The sequence below is a fragment of the Pseudomonas sp. NFACC46-3 genome (assembly GCF_900114515.1).
In the GTDB taxonomy this organism is placed as follows: domain Bacteria; phylum Pseudomonadota; class Gammaproteobacteria; order Pseudomonadales; family Pseudomonadaceae; genus Aquipseudomonas; species Aquipseudomonas fluorescens_Q.
Window position 1 is genome coordinate 93,517 of sequence record NZ_FOTH01000014.1, and the last position, 21,822, is coordinate 115,338.

A 21,822-nucleotide genomic window follows, 5' to 3' on the forward strand; every position below is an offset into this window, starting at 1 on the left:
TAGAGAAAGGCTATAAATTCGATAGCCTGCTATTTTTCTATGATGGTCTACCCTCATTTCAGACGTCTGAAACAAGGGGGGATTATTCATGCTCGCGCAACTTCCACCGGCCTTACAGAATCTACATCTACCGCTTCGGTTGCGGCTCTGGGATGGCCATGAGTTTTCACTGGGCGACGACCCCAGTGTCACGATCGTGGTCAAGGACCCACAAATGGTCGCGCAATTCACCCATCCGAGCCTGGATGCGCTAGGAGCGGCATTCGTCGAAGGCAAACTGGAACTCGAAGGTTCGATTCACGAAGTCATTCGTGTCTGCGATGAATTGAGCCAGGCCTTGGTCGAGGATGACGTCGACAATCCGCCGGTGCGATCGCTCCACGACAAGGAAACCGACGCCAAGGCGATCTCCTATCACTACGATCTTTCCAACGCGTTCTATCAGCTATGGCTCGACAGTGACATGGCCTATTCCTGTGCCTATTTCGAGACGGGCAGTGAAAGCCTCGAACAGGCCCAGCAAGCCAAATTCCGCCACTTGTGCCGCAAGCTGCGATTACAGCCGGGTGACTACCTGCTGGATGTCGGTTGTGGGTGGGGCGGCCTGGCCCGTTACGCGGCACGCGAGTTCGGTGCCAAAGTCTTCGGGATTACCCTGAGCAAGGCGCAGCTGGCACTGGCGCGGGAGCGGGTCAAGGCAGAAGGCCTGGAGGATTCGGTCGAGTTGCAATTGCTGGATTACCGCGACCTGCCTCAGGACGGTCGTTTCGACAAAGTGGTCAGCGTCGGTATGTTCGAGCATGTTGGCCACGCTAACCTCGAGCAGTACTGCAAAACGCTGTTCGGCGCGGTGCGTGAGGGTGGGTTGGTGATGAACCATGGCATCACCGCCAAGCACACCGACGGTCGTCCGGTCGGTCGTGGTGCCGGTGAATTCATCGAGAAGTATGTATTCCCCAACGGCGAGTTGCCGCACCTGTCGATGATCTCTGCCGAGATCAGCGAAGCGGGGCTGGAGATCGTCGACGTGGAAAGCCTGCGCCTGCATTACGCGCGCACCCTCGATCATTGGAGTGAACGCCTGGAGGACAATCTCGAGGCCGCCGCGAAGGAAGTGCCGGAACAGGCGTTGCGGATCTGGCGTCTGTACCTGGCCGGCTGCGCCTACGCATTCGCCAAGGGTTGGATCAATCTGCACCAGATCCTGGCGGTGAAGGCCCACGCCGACGGTAGCCATGAGTTGCCCTGGACCCGCGACGACATCTACACCCCTTAGAGAATCGGGGAAATAAGCCGGGCGATCCGCATGCCGATCTTTTGCAGGCGGTGGGTCTCCCGGCTTTCCTGTTTGTCGATTTCCACGGCTTGGGCGAAGTCCTGCTCAAGCATCTGCTCGACCTCGGTGGCGAACGGAATATCCACCGTGAGCAGCATGACTTCGAAATTCAAGCGGAACGAACGGTTGTCCAGGTTCGCACTGCCGATGGCGCTGATTTCACGGTCGATCAGCACCACTTTCTGATGCAGGAAGCCCGGCGCGTAACGGAACATCCGTACACCGGCCCGCACCGCCTCAAACGCATACAGGCTGGACGCGGCGTAGACGATCTTGTGGTCTGGCCGCGAGGGTAGCAGGATGCGCACGTCCACCCCACGCAGCACCGCTAGGCGCAAGGCCGCGAACACCGCTTCGTCGGGGATGAAGTAAGGCGTTGTGATCCAGACTCGCTCGCTGGCCGCATGGATAGCCTCGACGAAAAACAGCGAACAGGTTTCGTAGGCATCGGCCGGGCCGCTGGTCAGCAACTGGCAGAGCACTCCGTCGTCCGGGTAGGTGTCTGGCAGGATCAGCGGTGGCAGCGAACGGGCCGCCCAGAACCAGTCCTCGGCAAACGACTCTTGCATACTCCCCACCACCGGGCCGCAGACTTCGACATGGGTGTCGCGCCAAGGCGCCAGGGGCGGCTTTTCGCCCATGTATTCATCGCCCACGTTGTGCCCGCCAACGAAGCCTAGAACGCCATCCACCGCCACGATCTTGCGGTGGTTGCGAAAGTTGACCTGGAACCGATTGAGCCAGCCGCTGCGGGTGGCGAAGGCTTTCACGTGGACGCCACCGTCGCGCAACGCCTGGACGTAGCGGTGGGGCAGGGAGTGGCTGCCAATGCGGTCATAAAGCAGATACACCGCCACGCCTTCGGCGGCTTTTTTCAGAAGCAGTGTCTGCAGGCGCAGGCCGAGGTGGTCGTCGTGGATGATGAAAAATTGAATCAGCACGGCCTGCCGCGCGTTATCGATGGCCTGGAAGATTGCCTCGAACGTGGCCTGCCCATTGACGAGCAAACGCACCTGATTGTTCGCCAGGCACGGTGTGCGCCCCAGCTTGGGCATGGCCCGTAACGAATCGTAGGCCTGGGAGGCACGGGCGGTCAAAGCCTCTTCAACCCACGGCCGCCAGTTCAGCTCGGAGATCGCCTTGCGCATCTCTTCGTTGGCTTGTCGGCGCGCCTTGATGTAGCCATCAAAAGTGCTGCGCCCGAAAACCAGGTAAGGGATCAACGTCAGGTAGGGAATAAACAGCAGCGACAGGGCCCAGGCAATCGAGCCTTGGGCCGTGCGCACCGTCAATACGGCGTGGACGGCGGCAATGAAGCCCAGGGTGTGGAGCAGCGCGATCAGGTAACCGAAAACATGCGGGCCGAAATAATCCATGGGGCATTCTTGCTCCGGAAGTTTCAATGCTTAACAGACCATGTTCCATGGCGAATGTCGCTATTTAATTCACTCGTCCCGGGCCTGAACCGAAGGCTGAGGGCGGCGTCTAACGGCCACTTGTCCTCTGGAGTTTATGCAATGAATGTTCGTCTGCTGGGTGTGGCCTTGGTGATGGGGTTGTCGGTTCCGATGGCGGCTCAGGCGCAGATGCTCCAGCCGGGGTTATGGGAGCTGACTACCAGTAACATGAAGGTCGATAACCAGAACCTTCCGGACTTGCAACTGATCCTGGGCCAGGTGCAGAACCAGATGACTCCGGAGCAACGGGCGATGCTGGAAAAGCAGGGCATTACCATGGGCGGTAAAGGCATCCGCGTCTGCCTGACCCCGGCGCAGGTGCAAACCAATGACATTCCGCTGCAAGACCCGCAATCGGGTTGCAAGCAGCAGATCACCGAGCGTACCGGCAATCAGTGGAAGTTTCGCTTCAGTTGCCCGAAAGCCCAGGGGAACGGCGTCGCGACGTTCCAGAGCGATCGTGAATTCACCACCAAGGTCAACGGCACGTTCAATGCCACCGGCATCCAGCAGAACGGTAGCCTCGACACGCGTGCAGTGTGGCTGGGGCAGGATTGCGGGACGGTCAAGCCGAGGGCTTGAAGCTTATTTGAAGGGATCGCTTGGTGAGCCTGTGGAAGCCAAGCTTGCTCGCGATGCAGGCAATTCGGTGAGTCGCCAAGCGCGTCACCGTTCATCGCGGCAAAGCCTTGCTCCCACGAATGCTCTCAAGGCCGACTCAGCGCCTCATACAACGTATTGAGGTTGTATTCGAAAAGACCAGTAAAGGTGCTGGCCGGTCCACTGGTCGCGAGTGCATCGGAGTACAGCGTACCACCGATGTGCGCGCCGCTCTCGTCGGCGATCTGCTTGAGCAGGCGTGCGTCCTTGATGTTTTCCATGAACACCGCTTTGACCTTCGCCTGACGGATCTGGGTAATCAGTGCCGCGACTTCTGCCGCCGACGGTTCACGCTCTGTGGATAAACCCTGGGGCGCCATGAACTCGATGCCATAGGCCTGGCCCAGGTAACCGAATGCGTCGTGGGAGGTCACGATCTTGCGATTGCCGGCAGGCAATGCACCGAGCTTGGCCTTGGCTTCGGCGAGCAGGGCGTAGATTTTCTTCAGGTACGCCTGGCTGTTGCGTTCGTAGTCGGCCTTGTTGGCCGGGTCGGCTGCTTCCAATGCCTTGGTGATGTTGCTGACATACAACTCGGCATTCGCCAGGTTGTGCCACGCGTGCGGGTCGGGGATGGTCTCGCCATCCTCATCCAGTGAGCGCGGGATGACGCCGCGACTGGCGCTGACCACCGGGGCTGTGGTTTCAGTACTGGTCACCAGGCGATCCAACCATGGCTCGAAGCCCAGTCCGTTCTTGATGATCAGTTTTGCCTTGAGCAATGCCTTGGCGTCGTCTGGCGTGGGTTCGTAGGTGTGTGCATCGGCGTCCGGCCCGACCATGTTGGTGATGTGGATATGCTCACCGCCGACCTGTCGGGTCATGTCGGCGAGGATGCTGAAGCTCGTCACCACCTGAAGCTTTTCGGCGGCGGACAGGGACATGGACAGCATCAGACTGAATAGCACGAGCAGAGCGCGCATCGGGAAACACCTCATTGGGATGTGAGCAAAGGCGGGCGGCGCAGCAAACCGTGCACCGGCCCGAATACCACCGACAGCAGATATAACGCGCCCGCCACCAGTACGATGGACGGCCCGCTGGGCAGTGAGTAGTAGAAGGACAACAACAGGCCAAGCCACACCGAGAGGCAACCGAGCAGCGCCGCGATCAGCATCAGCAGTGGCAGGCGACGGCTCCAGAATCGCGACGCGGCGGCCGGCAGCATCATAAGGCCTACCACCATCAGCGCACCGATGGCCTGGAAGCCGATCACCAGGTTCAACACCACCAGGGTCAGGAACACGCCATGGGCCAACGGGCCGAGACGACTGACGGTTTGCAGGAACAGCGGGTCCAGCGTATCGAGCAGCAACGGTCGATAAATCAACGCCATCGCCAACAGGCTGGCTCCAGAAACCCACAGCATGCCGGTGAGTGTCGGGCCATCTACCGCCAATGCCGAGCCGAACAGCAAATGAAGCAAGTCCAGGCGTTTACCGGCCATGCCGAGGATTAACACGCCGGCCGCCAGGGAAATGGGATAAATCGCCGCGAGGCTGGCGTCTTCCCTTAGGCCGGTACGCCGGGTAATCCAGGCGGCGAGCCCGGCCATGCTCAGGCCCGCGCCCAGGCCGCCGATGGTCAAGGCTGGCAGGCTCAGCCCGGCGAACCAGAAACCCAGGGCGGCGCCAGGCAGAATGCCGTGCGCCACGGCATCACCAATCAGGCTCATGCGCCGAAGAATCAGGAACACACCCAACGGCGCCGTGCTGCATGCCAGCACCAGGCCGCCAAGCAAGGCCCGACGCATGAAGACAAACTCTTGAAACGGTTGCCAGAGATGAGTGGCCGCAAGCATCAGGCCACCCACGTGTGGGGTTGTTGAGCGATCAAGTCGACGCTGCCGCCCAGCACGCAGCCGGTGTTGCTGATCAGCAGCGTATGGGGGATATGTTGGCGGACCGCTGCCAGGTCATGGCACACCACCACGACGGTTCGGCCCTGGGCATGCCAGTGATGGAGGTGTTTCCACAGCAGCGCCTGGCCCTGTTCGTCGAGGGCGGCGTGGGGTTCGTCGAGCAATAGCAGTGGCGCTTCGGCCAGGCTGAGGCGAGCGAGCAGGGCGCGTTGCAACTCGCCTCCAGACAACGCCATTAGCGGACGATGTTCGAGTCCGGTCAGCGCCCAGTCGGCCAGCACGGTCTGGAGCAATTGCCTTCGCTTCGCTGGCGTGTGTCGATTACCCCAGGAACCGGCCGCCACCAACGCTTGCAAACTGATGGGAAATTGCCGATCCAGATGTTGCTGCTGCGGCATGAACGAAACTCCACCACGGCGTGGAACATCCAAGGTGACTTTGCCGGAGAGCGGTTTTTGCATCCCCGCGAGCACTTTCAACAGGCTGCTTTTGCCCGAGCCGTTGGCTCCGATGATGGCGGTAAGACTGCCTGCCGGTCGCTGCATCGTGAGCGGCGGTGTGAGAGGTTGTCCGGGGGCGCCCCAGCGTAGCGCTTGGCAGTTGATCATGATGCCTCCCGGGTCCAGCGGCTTTGCGCCACGGCGTCATGGGCGTGCAGGCTTTCGGCATGAACGACGCGTACATTCAGAGCAACAATGTCGAGTGACCGACTCAGGGCGATGCTTAATCGCCGCGCGGCGTCTTCGCAGAACATCAGGTTTTGGCCGTTGGCCAGGGCGAAGGCCTGCTCATCGGCGCGCTTGACGGCGGTTTGCACAGCGGTGCCGAGGGCTGCTTCGGCTTCGTTGATGAAAGACTGCAGCGGCAAATCGTCGGCATCGGCGTTCAGGCGCAAACTCAGGAACGCCGTACTGCGTTGGCTATGAGGGGTGGCAACAATACCGTTCGATGAACCTAGCCAGGCCAGGATCTCGGCGTGTTCAAGCTTCTTGTTAGCGAAGTCGTCGACGAATTGCTGTTGGATCAATTGCCGGGCAAGTGCGGCCGAACAAGGGCAGGTGGAGGAATAGGGAATCTGGATGTTCAGTTCCACGTGGAACATTGCGTTTTTCAGGTGGGCTTCGATGCTCACGGGGTAACGTTTCCAACCCATCAGCGGGCTGATGAGTGCCGGACGCTTGAGCAGCAGATCGGTATGCACACTGAGCGACGCCGCGTGGGACAAGCCTTCGTGGCTGTCGAGAAATTGCTGAAGGATTCGGCGCAATAACGCTGGCGAAAGCGCAGTCTCTTCGAGCAGTTCCAGCGTCAGGTATAAGCGTGACATGTGAATGCCGCGCGCCTCACCGTCGTCAAGGCTGACACCTGCGTCGGCCATTGCGCTCAGCCGCTGGCCGTCAATCAACACCGGTGTTGCGATGCCACACATACCCACCCAATCAAGGGGTAGGGCTTGACGTGAAGCCTGCGCAGCGATGTCGGGCAGGGTTAACGCGTTCATGGTCAAGGTCCATCGAAGGTTCAAAATTAGATGTTATAGTATAACGTCTAATTTAAAAAAGCCTTTTCCATGAAGGGATTTTCATTTCCCCAAACGTTCACGTTCCACGTGAAACATCAGCGCGATGAATCCTGGCAGCCGTTCATACGTCCGCATACAAATGCACCCGCACTACCACCAGAGCTCGAGAAACGATTGAGCGTCGTCCAGCCCACACGCCGGCTGTATCCGACCCAACTTTCTCCATCCGATGCCAAACCAGTAAAGAAGGTGAGCTGACCGTAACGGCTGGTTGTTTGCGCCCAATAACGACGACTGGCGGCTTCAAATCCCCGCAAATAAATTGTGCTTCCCGCCGTTGCGACGCTGTAGGCATTGCCCTGAATGTCCGCGCACGCCAGCAGATTCGCACTGCGGGTGCAGTTCGCCAGGAGCGGGGTTTGTGCCGAAGCGCTTAACATCCACAGCAACAACGGGCTTGCCAATACGAATTTCAGATGACTGCGCATGGAATGATCTCCAACCAATGCGGGACGGCGGGGTGGTTGAATTGTGTTGTTATACTATAACATAAACGCGACCCCTGAACCTGGTCAGACCTGGAAACGAGCCGTAGTCGAAGCGGCCGCCCGATGAGGATATACCTGATGCCCAATCGTCTTCCCGTAACCGTGCTTTCCGGATTCCTCGGTGCCGGTAAAAGCACACTGCTCAACCACGTTTTGCGTAATCGCGACAATCTACGAGTTGCGGTGATCGTCAACGATATGAGCGAGATCAACATCGATGGCAGCGAAGTCCAGCGAGATGTCACCCTGAGTCGTTCCGAAGAAAAACTGGTGGAAATGAGCAACGGCTGCATCTGCTGCACGTTGCGCGAGGACTTGCTCAAAGAAGTCGGGCAACTCGCCAGGGAAGGGCGTTTCGATTACCTGCTGATCGAATCCACCGGTATTTCCGAACCGTTGCCAGTGGCGGAAACCTTCACGTTTCGTGATGAAGAAGGCCGAAGCCTGGCCGATGTGGCGCGACTCGACACCCTGGTCACGGTGGTCGATGGGGTGAATTTCCTGTTGGATTACCAGGCTGCCGAAAGCCTGGCGTCACGGGGCGAAACCCTGGGTGAGGAGGATGAGCGCTCAATCACAGACCTGCTGATCGAACAAATCGAGTTCGCCGACGTGATTCTGATCAGCAAGATCGACCTGATCAGTCAGCATGAGCGGGAAGAGTTGACTGCGATTCTGCAGCGTCTCAACGCCCAGGCGCAGATCATTCCGATGGTCATGGGGCAGGTGCCATTGGGCAGAATCCTCGACACAGGCCTGTTCGACTTCGAACGCGCCGCCCAGGCACCTGGCTGGCTACAGGAACTGCGTGGCGAGCACGTGCCAGAAACCGAGGAATATGGCATCGCCTCGACCGCCTACCGAGCACGCCGGCCATTTCATCCCGAGCGGTTCTTCAATTTTATCGACCGTCCGTGGCCCAATGGTAAACTCCTGCGCTCCAAGGGGTTCTTCTGGCTGGCCAGCAAACCTGAAGAAGCGGGCAGCTGGTCCCAGGCTGGCGGCTTGATGCGACATGGCTTCGCCGGGCGTTGGTGGCGGTTCGTGCCGAAAAACCAATGGCCGCAGGATGAAGAGAGCACAGCGGTGATCATGAAGAACTGGCTGGCCGCCACAGGCGATTGCCGTCAGGAGCTGGTCTTCATTGGTCAGGACATTGATTTTGGCCAACTCGCCGCTGAACTGGACGCTTGCCTGCTCACCGATGCGGAAATGGCCCTCGGGGTCGAAAACTGGCGGCTGTTGCCGGATCCGTTCGGCCCGTGGCATGACGAGGTCGCGGCGTGATGCTGGCGCCCAGTCTGAAAAAGGCTACGCAGGCACGACAGGTCCAAGGTGATACGCCAGGGGTATTCACGCAGATCCTGGACGACGGCACCAACCTGGCGGTCTGGCAGCGTCAGCTTCCTGCGCACATCAGCGATTTTGCGGTCATGGTGTTGGCGATGGACCAGTCCTTGGCCGAATCACGCGTGCTTGAGTTGCCGGAGGAAGACTCGCAGCCGGCGTTGCAGGGCCTGGCTGCAGGTTTCAGCGACCTGCAAGGCTATGAAGGCTTTATCGCCGATGTCTCCTGGCTCGTCAGTGCATTTGCCTGCCTATTGGGTGCCCAACGTGTCGGCCTGCGCCTGCGCACGTTGGACAAGGCGATGTGCCCACGCTTCCACGTTGACCACGTACCGGTGCGGCTGCTGACCACCTATGCGGGTGTCGGCAGCCAGTGGCTCGAGGAAGGTGTCATGGACCGTCGACGACTTGCCGAGCCTGAGGCTGAGCCCAGTGACCCACGCGTGATCCAGCAGTTTCGTTGCGGTGATGTGGGTTTGCTTAAAGGCGAAAAATGGCGCGGTAACGAAGGCCTTGGCCTGATTCATCGATCACCGGAGCCGGCGCCGGGAGAGCGTCGATTGATTCTAACGCTGGATTGGCTGGCTTAAGGCTTGAGCCAGGTGCCTTGGCTTTGCCCTTCGCAAAATGGCTGCAGGTACGCGGCATCGGTCGCCACGCCGTAATAGTGAATATCCTGGCGGTAAGGCATATTGGCGACCTGGGCGTTGCTGCAGATGCCGAACGCGCCGCCAGGGCATTGATCGACGTATTGCACCTCGACTTTCTGGCCGGCAAGGTTTGGCTGGCAGAAACCATCGGCAAACAGCTTCTGCGGGATGTTGCGGTTCTGCTGGCAGACCTTCACATCCAGCCGTTCCGCCTGACTGTGCACCACACAGGCCTGGGCCAGTGCCTGGTTGGAAGTCAGTGCCAGTAATAACCAGCCGATCATTCGCATATTCACCTCCATCGAAAGTCGTCGATTATGTTGCAGCACATTCCCACCCATGTCATCGCCGGTCCCTTGGGCGCCGGCAAGACCAGCCTGATCAGGCATCTGCTGGCGCAGCGCCCGGCCAATGAGCGCTGGGCGGTGCTGATCAATGAGTTTGGCCAGATCGGCCTGGATGCCGCGTTGCTGACCCAGGCTGGCGATGGTATCGCACTGGGCGAAGTGGCCGGCGGCTGCTTGTGCTGTGTCAACGGTGCGCCGTTTCAGATCGGTCTTGGGCGTTTGCTGCGCAAGGCCCGGCCGGATCGGCTATTCATCGAACCCTCGGGCCTGGGGCATCCGGCACAGTTGATGCGACAACTGAGTGAAGCGCCATGGCTCGGCGTGCTGGCGGTGCAACCCTGTGTGCTGGTGCTGGATGCCCGGGCGATGGCGGACGGCAAGCCTTTGCCCGACGCGCAGCAACAAACCCTGGCGGCTGCCGGACTGCTGGTGCTGAACAAGTCCGAGTCCCTCACACAAGCCGATCGTGAATGGCTGACGGCGCAGCTGCCAGGGCGTGCGTTGTACTGGACGCAACAGGCTGCGTTGCCGATCGATCGATTGCCAGGCCTTGCGGCTCGGGGCAGTGGGGCTGTGGATAACTTGAATCTACCAAAGCGCTTGGGCCAGATGCCGGCCATTTGGTCCGACCCGACGCTGCCGATCTGCTTGTATCAGCAGCAGGACGGTGGTTGGAGTATTGGTTGGCGCTGGCATCCCAGCCAGCAATTCGACGCAGCGGCATTGACGCGATGGCTACAAGGCCAAGACTGGAAACGGGCGAAAATGGTTATCCACAGCGTCGACGGTTGGATTTCAGCCAATGCGCTGGAAGGGGCGGTGTCGGGTTGGCAAACCAGCGAGTGGCGCCAGGATTCTCGGATCGAGCTGATTTTCGATCAGGTGCAAGACGTCGATCGCCTGCAGGCCGAGCTGGCGAACTGTCGGTGTCGCTGAGTCAACGCTGTTTCAAGGCTTCCACTTGTTGTGTTCCTGGCGCCACTGGCTCAATTCGATAACTTCAGCCCTGGGCCTGGTCTGGACCGGTTCGATGGGCGTTGGCGGTGTTTCTTCAAAGGGCATCGGGTAGGGTGCCAGCTCTATGTGTGCGCTGTGGGCACCAAATTGGGTGATGGTGCCCGAATGGCGGCTTTCTCCGGTGACGGTGAACTCGAAGGTGTAGACGCGAGCCAGGCGTCGCCGACCATTGGCGTCCTTCATGAAGCCGATTTTTTTCAGCGCCACGTTGCCGTCCAGCAGTTCGATCTTGAGGTTGGTGCAATGCTGCATGACCCTCGCCAACGCCCGTTCGCGCAAGCCATGGTTGTGCCACAGCCAGGCGCCGCCGGTAGCCAGCAGCATCAGCACGAAGATGTTTCCAAGGGTCAGCATGAACGAAGTGCTCCAACAAGTTGCTGTCAGCTTAACTGCCTCGCCGGTCTGTCGTACAGGCTGCGTTTAGTCGCATACTGCGCGGCTTGAATTTCAATCGTTTTACGGAAACTTCCCGCATGAAACGTACGCCTCATCTGCTTGCCATTCAGTCCCACGTGGTGTTCGGTCACGCTGGCAATAGCGCCGCGGTGTTTCCGATGCAGCGGGTCGGCGTGAACGTCTGGCCGCTCAATACCGTGCAGTTTTCCAATCACACCCAGTACGGCCAATGGACCGGTGAGGTGCTGGCGCCGGAGCAGATACCGGCATTGGTAGAAGGCATTGCCGCTATCGGTGAGCTGGGGCATTGCGATGCGGTGTTGTCCGGTTACCTGGGCAGCGCGGCTCAGGGGCGGGCGATTCTGACGGGCGTGGCGCGGATCAAGGCCGCCAATCCGAAGGCGCTGTACCTGTGTGACCCGGTTATGGGGCATCCAGAGAAGGGCTGTATCGTGGCGCCCGAGGTGAGTGAATTTCTCCTGGAAGAAGCCGCTGCCGTGGCGGACCTCATGTGCCCGAACCAACTGGAGCTGGACAGTTTTTCGGGACGCAAGGCGCAGTCTTTGCTCGACTGCCTGGCCATGGCCCGGGCGTTGCTGGCCCGTGGGCCGAAGGCGGTGCTGGTCAAGCACCTGGCCTACCCTGGCAAGCCGGATAACAGCTTCGAGATGCTGTTGGTGACCGCCGATGGCAATTGGCACCTGCGCCGTCCGCTGCTGGCTTTCCCGCGCCAGCCGGTGGGTGTGGGTGACCTGACCTCGGGGTTGTTCCTGGCGCGGATATTATTGGGGGACAGCCTGGTGGCGGCACTCGAATTCACCGCGGCGGCGGTGCATGAAGTGCTGCTGGAAACCCAGGCCTGCACCAGCTATGAGCTGGAACTGGTCCGTGCCCAGGACCGGATCGCCCATCCACGGGTGCGGTTCGAGGCTGTGCCAATCAGTCTCTGATCAATGCAAGCCCCTTGTGGGAGCGAGCTTGCTCGCGATGAGGGCATCACATTCAACATAGAGGTTGGCCGTGACATCGCCATCGCGAGCAAGCTCCCACATGTCGGTTAAGGCCCGTCTGCCTTGATGTCCTGATAACGCTTTTCCAGCTCCTGGCGAATCTGCCGGCGTTGCTGGGCTTGTTCGTAGCGGCGTTTTTCTTCGCTGTTTTGCGGCTGCAAGGGCGGCACGGCTGCGGGTTTACGCAGGTCATCCACCGCAACCATGGTGAAGAAGCAACTGTTGGTGTGGCGCACCGAGCGTTCGCGAATATTTTCGGTCACGACTTTGATGCCCACTTCCATCGACGTGTTGCCGGTGTAGTTCACCGACGCCAGGAAGGTCACCAGTTCGCCGACATGAATCGGCTCACGAAAGATGACCTGGTCAACCGACAGGGTCACCACGTAGCGCCCGGCATAGCGGCTGGCGCAGGCGTAAGCGACTTCGTCGAGGTATTTGAGCAAGGTGCCGCCATGGACATTGCCAGAGAAGTTGGCCATATCGGGGGTCATCAACACCGTCATCGACAGCTGGGCGTTTCCAGGTTCCATAACGTACTCACGGTTCAAGGCAGCAATTCGGGAGTGCACCTCTGCGGGTGCTGGTGGGTGGCCTGCAACAGGTCACCAGGTTTTAAAAACCACCGATATCGGGACGCTGCGCTTGTGGTTGCCGTCACGCACCGATGGATCTGTTTCCATATATTGCACTGTCTTTTTGTCGGAAGTCGCGGTGTTACCCTTCAAAAGCCCGTTGTGAGGGCAATTCCTACAGGGGAACCGGATTTCTCCAGCTCTGCAGTGCGTCATTTGAACAGGGAGCCTCGACATGCATGCCATCAGTTTCATTCAAGACTTGGCGATCATCATGATGGCTGCGGGACTGGTGACCGTACTCTTTCATCGTTTCAAGCAACCGGTGGTACTGGGCTACATCGTGGCCGGCTTCATCATCGGCCCGCATACGCCGCCGTTCGGTTTTATCCACGACGCAGACACGATCAAGACCCTGGCCGAGCTCGGGGTGATCTTCCTGATGTTTTGCCTGGGCCTGGAGTTCAGTCTGCGCAAACTGTTCAAGGTCGGGGCCACCGCCTTCATCGCGGCGTTCCTCGAAATCGTGCTGATGATCTGGATCGGTTATGAAATCGGCCGCTGGTTCGAGTGGAGCACCATGGACTCGCTGTTCCTCGGCGCGATCCTGGCCATTTCCTCCACCACCATCATCGTCAAGGCCCTCAACGACCTGAAAATGAAGAACGAGCGCTTCGCGCAGCTGATTTTCGGGGTGTTGATCGTCGAGGACATTCTGGGTATTGGCATCATCGCCTTGCTGTCGAGCATTGCCGTCAGCGGCACCGTGAGTTCCGGCGAGGTGTTTTCCACCGTGGGCAAGTTGTCGTTGTTCATGATCGTCGCGTTGGTTATCGGCATTCTGCTGGTGCCGAGGGTGCTGGCCTACGTGGCGAAGTTCGACAGCAACGAAATGTTGCTGATTACCGTGCTGGGCCTGTGTTTCGGCTTCTGCCTGCTGGTGGTGAAGCTGGAATACAGCATGGTGCTCGGGGCGTTCCTGATCGGTGCGATCATGGCTGAGTCCCGGCAACTGCTGAAAATCGAGCGGCTGGTGGAGCCGGTGCGCGATCTGTTCAGCGCGATCTTCTTCGTCGCCATCGGGCTGATGCTCGACCCGGCGATCTTGCTGCAATACGCCTGGCCGATTGCGGTGATCACGGGTGCAGTGGTGCTCGGCAAGATGTTGTCCTGCGGCCTCGGTGCCTTTATCGCCGGCAACGACGGACGCACCTCGCTGCGCGTTGGGATGGGCCTTTCGCAGATCGGCGAATTTTCCTTCATCATCGCGTCGTTGGGGATGACCCTGCAGGTCACCAGCGATTTCCTCTATCCGGTTGCGGTCGCCGTCTCGGTGTTGACCACACTGCTGACGCCGTACCTGATCCGGGCCGCCGACCCGCTGTCCGTCAAGTTGGCGACGGTCATGCCGCAACGGTTGACGCGTGTGCTGGGGATGTATGGCGAATGGCTGCGCAGCATCCAGCCCCACGGCGAAGGAGCGATGATGGCGTCGATGATCAGGCGGATTTTGCTGCAGGTTGGAGTCAACCTGGCGCTGGTCATCGCGATTTTTGTCTCGAGCGGTTATTTCGCCGAGCGAATATCGGCTTACCTGCAAGCGTGGATCAGCGACCCGAGCTGGCACAAGGCATTGATCTGGGGCGGGGCATTGCTGGTGTCGCTACCGTTCCTGATCGCCGCCTATCGCAAGCTCAAGGCGCTATCGATGCTGCTGGCGGAGATGGGCGTGAAGACGGAGATGGCTGGCCGCCACACCCAGCGCGTGCGTCGGGTGATCGCCGAAGTGATCCCGATTCTCTCGTTGCTGGTGATTTTCCTGCTGTTGGCAGCCTTGTCGGCCAGCATTTTGCCGACCAACAAGTTGCTCGTACTGATCGCCGTGGTGGCGACTGCCGTGGCGGCACTGCTCTGGCGCTGGTTCATCCGCCTGCATACGCGGATGCAGGTGGCCTTGCTTGAAACCCTGGACAACCACAAGGAGTCGTCCGGGCATTGACCGGCCATGGGGCTCAGCTTTCCAGCCAGACGTCCCGCGCCCAGTGCCAGACCGATTCCCAGGTTTCTTCGGCGATCAGCTCTTCGTCGGCCTGCCACAGCACCACAGTGCCGTCTTCTTCGACGCAATAGTAATCGTCGCCGTCCTGGCATATCGGGATCAGGCTGCGGTCGACACCGGCATCCCAGGCATTGGCGGCCACATCCGGCAGGTAGGTGTGGGATTGTGGATCGGTGACGGTCACTGGCTCCAGGCTGCCATAGACGACATCGCTGACGGTCAGCAAAAACTCCCTGAAGACGAATGGAATATCGATGAACAGCTGCTCTTCGATCTCTACCAGCAAGTCTTCGTCGGGCAACTCCAGCGGGACCGGTACGGGCTCGTTGGCTTCACGCAATTGTTCGATGATTTCTTCCACGTCCGGGGATCCTCTTTCTCGATGGCGCGGTTTTATATGGAGCGGTTTATACAGTAGCTCGCTATAGATGCAACCGCGAAATAGAAAACCCCGGCCTGAGCCGGGGTTCTTTTATTTCAACATGCAAAACGGGCAAAGGTTCAACCGTTCTGGCGGATACCGGCCACCAGCCAAGGCTGGTCATCGCCCTGGGCACGTTCCATGTTCCAGCTTTCGCTGAACGCTTCGCCCTTGTCGAAGCGAGAATCCTTCGACACACCGCTGAAGGTCAGGGTGGCGATGGTCTTGTCGGCGCGATCGTCGACGCCGTCCAGCTGCACGTGCAGATTGTCGATGTAGGTGGACTGGAAGCCATCACCCAGCTCGGTCCGCTCGCGCTTGAGGAACTCCAGTAGTTGCGGAGTCACGAACTCGGAGATCTTGTCCATTTCGTTCGCGTCCCAATGCTGCTGCAGGGCCATGAAGTGGTTACGCGCGGCTTCGATGAAGCGTTGCTCGTTGAACCAGGCCGGCGCATTGATGACCGGACGAGCGGCCGCAGGCGCTGCCGAACCGCCGAAGATCGAACCACTGGCAGCAGGCTGCTGGTTGAACACCTCACGCTGCATCGGCGCATGGCCGGCTGGAGCGAATTGCTCCTGCTGCTTGCGACGACGAGCGGCAATGAAGCGGAAGACCAGGAAGGCGATGACCGCCATGATCAGGATGTCGAAGATTTGCATGCCCTGGAAGCCGTCGCCCATGAACATGGAGGCGAGCAGGCCACCGGCGGCGATGCCGGCCAGGGGGCCGAGCCAGCGCGAAGCACCGCTTGCCTTGGTGGCAGCGCCCGCGGCACCGGCAGCACCTGCGGTGGCAGCGGTAGAGCCGGCGGCAGAGGACGGCGCCATCTGGCTGGTCTGGTGAGTCGGGGCTGCCCCCGAGCTTTTACCACCGCCAAAGCGCTTGGCGGCATTGGCGTCGATGGCCATCGTCAGGCCAATGCACAGCGCCATGGCGATGCTAAGAAAACGTTTCATATAAAGGCATTCCCATTTGTGGATAGCACGCGGGCCATGTTGCACAGGTGAAGTGTTGCTGGCTAGCGGCAGAGTGTTTCGGGCTTTTGCGTGACAGGTTAGGTTCAGCTTCAACCGCGCAAGAGGGCTTGTTCGATTTGGGCTGTAGGAAAAGTAAATAAGTTCGGTCGGAAACTAATGTGGGATGGGAGAAATACTTGTGGGAGCAAGGCTTGCCCGCGATAGCGATCGGTCTGACGCACCTGTGTTGAATGTGCCACCGCCTCGTGGGCAAGCCTTGCTCCCACAGCAAGGTGCTTCTTACGAAATCTTTAGATCGCTTCCAGCTTGGCATACCCCAGCATCAGCCACTTGCTGCCTTCGCTGAAGTTCACCTGCACCCGCGCCTGGGCGCCGGCACCCTCGAAGTTGAGGATCACGCCGTCGCCGAATACCGAATGCCGTACGGTCTGGCCGAGGCTGAAGCCGGTTTCCGGGATGTCGCTGCCGCCGAACAGGCTGCTGGTGCTTTGCTGCTGGCCGCCACCGAACGGACGGCTGACACTGTTGGACAGCCGCACTTCCTGAATCAGGCCCTTCGGTACTTCACGTACGAAGCGCGACACCTTGTTGTAGGTCTCGCTGCCATACAAACGTCGGGTTTCGGCGTAAGTCAGTACCAGATTCTGCATGGCGCGGGTGATACCGACGTAGGCCAGGCGCCGTTCCTCTTCCAGGCGTCCCGGTTCTTCCAGGCTCATCTTGTGGGGGAACAGGCCTTCTTCCATACCCACGAGGAACACGTAGGGGAATTCCAGGCCTTTGGCGCTGTGCAGGGTCATCAGCTGGATGCTGTCTTCATGTTCGTCGGCCTGGGTGTCGCCGGCTTCCAGGGAGGCGTGACCCAGGAAGGCCGACAGCGGTGTCAGGTCTTTGTCTTCTTCGGTACTTTCGAAGTTGCGCGCGGCGCTGACCAGTTCCTCAAGGTTTTCCACCCGGGCCTGGCCTTTCTCGCCTTTTTCCGCTTCGTGGTAGGCGATCAGGCCGGACTGCTCAATGACGGTCTGGGTCATCAAGTGCAGCGGCATTTCCCCGCACTTGGCGGCCAGGTCCTCGATCAGGTCCATGAAGGCCTTCAGGGCGCCAGCGGCGCGACCGGTCATGCCTTTGTTGACGACCAGTTGGTGCATGGCTTCCCACATGGACACGTGGCTGTGGCGCGCGTGATCGCGAATCGCTTCAACGGTTTTTTCACCGATGCCCCGTGTTGGCACGTTGATCACCCGTTCCAGGGCCGCGTCGTTGCCGCGTCCTTCGATCAGGCGCAGGTAGGCCATGGCGTTCTTGATTTCAGCACGCTCGAAGAAGCGCTGGCCGCCGTAGATGCGGTACGGGATCCGTTCGCGCAACAAGGCTTCTTCCAATACCCGCGACTGGGCGTTGGAACGGTACAGGATGGCGATGTCGCTGCGGGCCAGGCCGGTTTTCAGCGCGCTTTCGATGGTTTCCACCACGTAGCGGGCTTCATCGTGTTCGTTGAAGGCGGCGTAGAGATTGATCGCTTCGCCTTCGCCGCCATCGGTCCACAATTCCTTGCCCAGACGCCCTGTGTTGTTGGCGATCAGGGCGTTGGCGGCCTTGAGGATGCCGGCGGTGGAGCGGTAATTCTGTTCCAGACGGATGACTTCGGCGTCCGGGAAGTCCGCCGAGTACTGGTGAATGTTTTCGATCTTGGCACCGCGCCAGCCGTAGATCGACTGGTCATCGTCACCCACCACCATCAGGCTGTCGCCGCCCTTGGCGAGCAGGCGCAACCAGGCGTATTGCACGGCATTGGTGTCCTGGAATTCGTCCACCAGTACATGCCGGAAGCGCTTCTGGTAGTGGGCTAGCAGGCCTGGGTGGTCGCGCCACAGGTCCAGCGCCCGTAGCAGCAGCTCGGAAAAGTCGATCACCCCGGCACGCTGGCACGCCGCCTCGTAGGCCTCATAGATGCTGCGCATGGTCGCCAGGAACAAGTCGCCGCTGGCCTGGATGTGCTGCGGGCGCAGGCCTTCGTCTTTCTGGCCGTTGATGAACCATTGGGCCTGGCGGGCCGGCCAGCGCTGCTCGTCCAGGCCCAGTTCGCGGATTACCCGCTTGACCAGACGTTGCTGGTCGTCGCTGTCCAGGATCTGGAAGGTCTGGCTCAGCCCGGCCTCCTGCCAATGCGCCCGCAACAAGCGGTGTGCCAGGCCGTGAAAGGTGCCGACCCACATGCCGGCAGGGTTGATGCCCATCAGTTGTTCGATGCGATGGCGCATCTCGGCCGCGGCCTTGTTGGTGAACGTCACCGACAGGATCGAATGGGGCGAGGCGTTCTCGACCTGGATCAACCAGGCGATACGGTGCACCAGCACTCGGGTTTTACCGGAGCCGGCACCGGCCAGGACCAACTGACGACCCACGGAGGCAGCTACGGCCTGACGTTGGGCATCGTTGAGGGAGTTCAGCAGAAGGGAGAGATCATCGCGCATCGGGGCATTCTAGGGGGCGGCGTCATCCCGGGCAAACCGAGCTTTGCATCAGCCGATAAAAGACCGCTTGATGATGACCGGTGGGTCATGGGCTACAGGCGTTGGCGGGACTCGCTCGAAAGGGTCGCCACCCAATGAAACAGCGACTTTTTTCCGTGTTTTTATGAGCTGGGGCAGTGTGGGATGCCCCGTGGCTTGTGTATGCTCGGTGCTTGTTTCGGGTTCTCCACGCTCCACTGAATAAGAACAAAAACAGTGCCAATAACCCTCAATTCCGATCCGGCGGGCCCCTGTGTGGAGCCGCGGGTCATCTGCAAGCAGTACGCCATGGAGATGGCGGTCGAGCGCACACGTCTGTTGTATCAAGGCTCGCTGCTGCCTACGCTGTTCATGCTGCTCAATGGTCTGGTCTGCGCCGCGCTGTTATGGGAGCCGCGGCGCTATTTCCTGGTCAGCGTCTGGCTCGTCTGGTTGTTGTCGCTGGTGGCCTTACGGGTGATCCAGGTGGCGGCTTTCGATTCGGCGATGCCGAGCCGCCAGGCACACCCGATCTGGTTGCGTATGTTTTTGCTGGGCTCGGCGATGACCGGCCTGACGCTGGCTGGGGCCGGTATCGCGCTGGTCCCGGCTGACAGTTTCCAGCAGCAGGCCTGGGTGTTCGGCCTGATTGGCGCGGCCGCCCTGTCGGCCAGCGTGGCCTACGCGGTGAGCCTTCCCGCATTCCTGTCCTTTACCTTGCCCTGCCTGTTACCGGCCATCGGCTACCTCTTCTGGGGCGGCGACGAGCAGCAACGCGGGTGGGGCTGGCTCGGGCTGATCGTGCTGGTCTCGCTGAGCGTGGTCGCCTGGCAAGTCAACCGCTTGATCCAAAGCGGCTTGTTGCGGCGCTTCCAGAACCAGGCGCTGATCGAGCATCTGCAGCAAGCACAAACCCGCAGCGCCCAGCTCAACGACGCGCTGGCCCGGGAGGTCGAGCAACGCCGTTCTGCGGAGGAAAAACTGCGAGCGGCCCAGGTTGGCCTGGAGGCGCGGGTCGCGCAGCGCAGTCTTGAACTGGAGGTCGCCAGCCAGGCCCTGAGCAAGAGTGAGGCGCGTCTGGCCCTGGCGCTCAAGGCCAGTGAGCTGGGGTTGTGGGATTGGAACCTGCAGACTGACGAAGTCCATCACACTCAGCTCAAGGAGCTCTTCGGCCTGGAGCCCGAATACATCACGGCGATGCTCACTCACCTCACTCCGCGCCTGCACCCTCAGGACCTGCCGGCGCTCAAGCGGGCCTTGGTCGAACATCTCAAGGGCCGCAGCGAGGATTACCAGATCGAATACCGTGTGCGCCACGGCGATGGCCACTGGGTCTGGATCGAAGACCGCGGTCGGGCTGTGGAGCGCAGCGTCAGCGGACGGGTGCTGCGTATGGTCGGTACCCGGCGAGACATCAGCACCAGCAAGGAACTGGAGCAGCAACGGCAACTGGCGGCTACGGTGTTCGAAGCCGCCAGCGAAGGTATCGTGATTTTCGACCCCCACTACGTACTACTCGCTGCCAATCAGGCGTTCACGCGGGTCACCGGTTTCAATATCGATGACATGCTCGGGCGCAACGTGGTGGACCTGCCGTGCAGTCGCGACGCGCGCCGGCATTACCCCATCATTCGCCAAGCGCTCAAGCAGCACGGCACCTGGCAGGGTGAGTTGGTGGAGGCGCGGGCCAACGGCGAGTTGTATCCGCAATGGCTGCAACTGAACGTCGTGCGCAATGCTCGGGGAAATGTCAGCCATATCGTGGGCTTCTTCGCCGATCTTTCGGCGCGACGCGAATCCGAAGAGCGGATGCGCTACCTGACCCATTACGACGAATTGACCGGGCTGGCCAATCGCTCGCTGTTTCGTGAGCGCCTGCACGAAGCTCATCAGCGTGTGCGCCAGGGCGGACGGCGCAGCCTGGCGTTGCTGCATATCAACCTGGACCGTTTCAAGTTGCTCAACGACAGCCTCGGCCATGACATCGCCGACCAGTTGCTGCAGAAAATGGCACGACGCCTGATCAATGCGCTGCCCGAGGCGGATACCATCGCGCGGCTATCGGGCGATGAGTTTGCGGTGTTGTTCGATGCCTATGGCAACCTTTCGAGCCTGGCGCGGGTGGCGACTCGGCTGGCCGCCAAGCTGCGTGTGCCACTGACCATAGAGGGCCATGAACTGGTGCTCAGTGCCTCGATCGGCATCAGCCTGTTGCCCGACAACACGCGAGAAGTTGCCATGCTGGTCAGCCAGGCGAACATGGCCATGCAACATGCCAAGCATTTGGGCGGCAACAATTTCCAGTTCTACACCGACAGCCTCCAGGCCAGCACGCTGGAGCGCCTGCAACTGGAGAATCAGCTGCGCAAGGCCTTGGAAGAGCAGCAACTGAAGGTTTTTTATCAGCCAAAACTGTGCCTGGCGACCGGACGCCTGAACGCCGCCGAGGCGTTGGTGCGTTGGGATCATCCGGCCATGGGTCGGGTACCGCCGGGGGATTTCATTGGCCTGGCCGAAGAGACCGGGTTGATCGGGCCGATCGGCGAATTCGTATTGCGCCAGGCTTGTTGGCAGGCATGCGAATGGCAGCGCCAGGGGCTCGCGCCGATCAGGGTGTCGGTCAATCTGTCGGTGCATCAATTGCGCCAGGGCAAGCTGGTCAGCCTGGTGCGACAGGTACTGGAGGAAACCGGTCTGGCCCCTCAATACTTGGAACTGGAGCTGACCGAGAGCCAGTTGCTCGACAGCGTTGAACACATCATCGCTACGTTCCAGCAATTGCGTGACCTTGGGGTCAAGCTGGCGATCGACGATTTCGGCACTGGCTACTCATCCCTGAGTTATCTCAAGCGCATCCCGGTGGATTACGTGAAGATCGACCAGGCGTTCATTCGCGGGCTGGGTGAGGGCAGCGTGGATGCGGCAATTACCCGGGCAATCATTGCAATGGCTCATGGCTTGTCGCTCAAGGTTGTGGCTGAAGGCGTGGAGCGGCAGGGGCAGCTTGAGTTCCTGGAAGCCGAGCGATGCGACGAGGTCCAGGGCTATCTCATCAGCCGGCCGGTCGAGGCCGAGGGCCTGGCCCAACTGCTGCGGGAGCAACGCCAGGAGTGAAACGTCCCGTCGGAGTGGCACGCACGGTGT

General features: G+C 60.3%; 20 protein-coding genes. 8 read left to right on the forward strand and 12 right to left on the reverse strand.

Features of this window, described 5'->3' with window-relative positions:
- Window positions 1-88 precede the first annotated feature (88 nt).
- Complete coding sequence (gene cfaB / locus BM300_RS15845) at window positions 89-1,276, forward strand: C17 cyclopropane fatty acid synthase CfaB (RefSeq protein WP_092147608.1); 1,188 nt, start codon at window positions 89-91, stop codon at window positions 1,274-1,276.
- Here cfaB and cls read toward each other — a convergent pair.
- Window positions 1,273-2,712, reverse strand: a complete 1,440-nt coding sequence (gene cls / locus BM300_RS15850) for a cardiolipin synthase (RefSeq protein WP_092147611.1) — start codon at window positions 2,710-2,712, stop codon at window positions 1,273-1,275. The genes cfaB and cls overlap by 4 nt on opposite strands.
- A 141-nt stretch (window positions 2,713-2,853) precedes the next feature.
- Between cls and BM300_RS15855 the strand changes: the two genes are divergently transcribed.
- Entirely contained in the window at window positions 2,854-3,375 is a 522-nt protein-coding gene (locus BM300_RS15855; protein ID WP_092147614.1) for a DUF3617 domain-containing protein, read from the forward strand.
- A 125-nt stretch (window positions 3,376-3,500) separates the two neighbouring features.
- Here BM300_RS15855 and BM300_RS15860 read toward each other — a convergent pair whose 3' ends face one another.
- From BM300_RS15860 to BM300_RS15880, 5 genes are all read right to left on the reverse strand, one after another.
- Window positions 3,501-4,376: a metal ABC transporter substrate-binding protein gene (locus BM300_RS15860; protein WP_092347354.1), complete on the reverse strand. Its 876-nt coding sequence runs from the start codon at window positions 4,374-4,376 to the stop codon at window positions 3,501-3,503.
- Window positions 4,377-4,387: 11 nt separating this feature from the next.
- Window positions 4,388-5,254 carry a metal ABC transporter permease gene (locus BM300_RS15865; RefSeq protein WP_003207012.1) on the reverse strand — a complete coding sequence of 289 codons (867 nt, stop codon included), beginning with the start codon at window positions 5,252-5,254 and terminating at the stop codon, window positions 4,388-4,390.
- Complete coding sequence (locus BM300_RS15870; RefSeq protein WP_092347351.1) at window positions 5,254-5,922, reverse strand: metal ABC transporter ATP-binding protein; 669 nt, start codon at window positions 5,920-5,922, stop codon at window positions 5,254-5,256. The genes BM300_RS15865 and BM300_RS15870 overlap by 1 nt, the downstream gene beginning before the upstream one ends.
- Window positions 5,919-6,815, reverse strand: coding sequence for a GTP cyclohydrolase FolE2 (folE2, locus tag BM300_RS15875; protein ID WP_092347348.1), 897 nt, complete (start codon window positions 6,813-6,815; stop codon window positions 5,919-5,921). Before folE2 ends, BM300_RS15870 begins: the two co-directional genes overlap by 4 nt.
- 116 nt (window positions 6,816-6,931) lie before the next feature.
- The gene (locus BM300_RS15880) at window positions 6,932-7,324 is read right to left on the reverse strand and encodes a glutamine synthetase (protein WP_092347345.1); all 393 of its coding nucleotides are present in this window, start codon (window positions 7,322-7,324) and stop codon (window positions 6,932-6,934) included.
- Window positions 7,325-7,462: 138 nt separating this feature from the next.
- Between BM300_RS15880 and zigA the strand changes: the two genes are divergently transcribed.
- Window positions 7,463-8,671, forward strand: a complete 1,209-nt coding sequence (zigA, locus tag BM300_RS15885; RefSeq protein WP_092147629.1) for a zinc metallochaperone GTPase ZigA — start codon at window positions 7,463-7,465, stop codon at window positions 8,669-8,671.
- Window positions 8,671-9,321 (forward strand): DUF1826 domain-containing protein, encoded by a 651-nt coding sequence (locus BM300_RS15890; RefSeq protein ID WP_092221181.1) that lies wholly within the window; start codon window positions 8,671-8,673, stop codon window positions 9,319-9,321. Before zigA ends, BM300_RS15890 begins: the two co-directional genes overlap by 1 nt.
- On the opposite strand, the gene BM300_RS15895 is transcribed toward BM300_RS15890, so the two are convergent.
- Window positions 9,318-9,671, reverse strand: a complete 354-nt coding sequence (locus BM300_RS15895) for a hypothetical protein (protein WP_063323710.1) — start codon at window positions 9,669-9,671, stop codon at window positions 9,318-9,320. The two genes, BM300_RS15890 and BM300_RS15895, sit on opposite strands and share 4 nt — an antisense overlap.
- Window positions 9,672-9,698: 27 nt before the next feature.
- Here BM300_RS15895 and BM300_RS15900 point away from each other — a divergent pair, with 27 nt between their 5' ends.
- A complete protein-coding gene (locus BM300_RS15900; RefSeq protein ID WP_092347342.1) occupies window positions 9,699-10,664 on the forward strand; it encodes a CobW family GTP-binding protein in 966 nt (321 codons plus the stop codon).
- Window positions 10,665-10,676: 12 nt separating this feature from the next.
- On the opposite strand, the gene BM300_RS15905 is transcribed toward BM300_RS15900, so the two are convergent.
- Window positions 10,677-11,099, reverse strand: coding sequence for a DUF3301 domain-containing protein (locus BM300_RS15905; RefSeq protein WP_092347339.1), 423 nt, complete (start codon window positions 11,097-11,099; stop codon window positions 10,677-10,679).
- Between the two features lie 119 nt (window positions 11,100-11,218).
- Here BM300_RS15905 and pdxY point away from each other — a divergent pair, with 119 nt between their 5' ends.
- Window positions 11,219-12,091 (forward strand): pyridoxal kinase PdxY, encoded by an 873-nt coding sequence (gene pdxY, locus BM300_RS15910; RefSeq protein WP_092221187.1) that lies wholly within the window; start codon window positions 11,219-11,221, stop codon window positions 12,089-12,091.
- Between the two features lie 107 nt (window positions 12,092-12,198).
- Here pdxY and BM300_RS15915 read toward each other — a convergent pair whose 3' ends face one another.
- A complete protein-coding gene (locus BM300_RS15915; RefSeq protein ID WP_003206993.1) occupies window positions 12,199-12,684 on the reverse strand; it encodes an acyl-CoA thioesterase in 486 nt (161 codons plus the stop codon).
- A gap of 277 nt (window positions 12,685-12,961) precedes the next feature.
- Between BM300_RS15915 and BM300_RS15920 the strand changes: the two genes are divergently transcribed.
- The gene (locus tag BM300_RS15920) at window positions 12,962-14,725 is read left to right on the forward strand and encodes a cation:proton antiporter (protein ID WP_092147644.1); all 1,764 of its coding nucleotides are present in this window, start codon (window positions 12,962-12,964) and stop codon (window positions 14,723-14,725) included.
- Between the two features lie 13 nt (window positions 14,726-14,738).
- Here BM300_RS15920 and BM300_RS15925 read toward each other — a convergent pair whose 3' ends face one another.
- The 3 genes from BM300_RS15925 to uvrD form a co-directional block, all read right to left on the reverse strand.
- Window positions 14,739-15,146, reverse strand: coding sequence for an SMI1/KNR4 family protein (locus BM300_RS15925; RefSeq protein ID WP_030139083.1), 408 nt, complete (start codon window positions 15,144-15,146; stop codon window positions 14,739-14,741).
- A gap of 140 nt (window positions 15,147-15,286) precedes the next feature.
- Window positions 15,287-16,165 carry a Tim44 domain-containing protein gene (locus BM300_RS15930; RefSeq protein WP_092147647.1) on the reverse strand — a complete coding sequence of 293 codons (879 nt, stop codon included), beginning with the start codon at window positions 16,163-16,165 and terminating at the stop codon, window positions 15,287-15,289.
- A gap of 311 nt (window positions 16,166-16,476) precedes the next feature.
- Entirely contained in the window at window positions 16,477-18,660 is a 2,184-nt protein-coding gene (uvrD, locus tag BM300_RS15935) for a DNA helicase II (RefSeq protein WP_063323716.1), read from the reverse strand.
- Window positions 18,661-18,921: 261 nt separating this feature from the next.
- Here uvrD and BM300_RS15940 point away from each other — a divergent pair, with 261 nt between their 5' ends.
- Complete coding sequence (locus BM300_RS15940; protein ID WP_092221191.1) at window positions 18,922-21,792, forward strand: EAL domain-containing protein; 2,871 nt, start codon at window positions 18,922-18,924, stop codon at window positions 21,790-21,792.
- The last annotated feature ends 30 nt before the right edge of the window (window positions 21,793-21,822 follow it).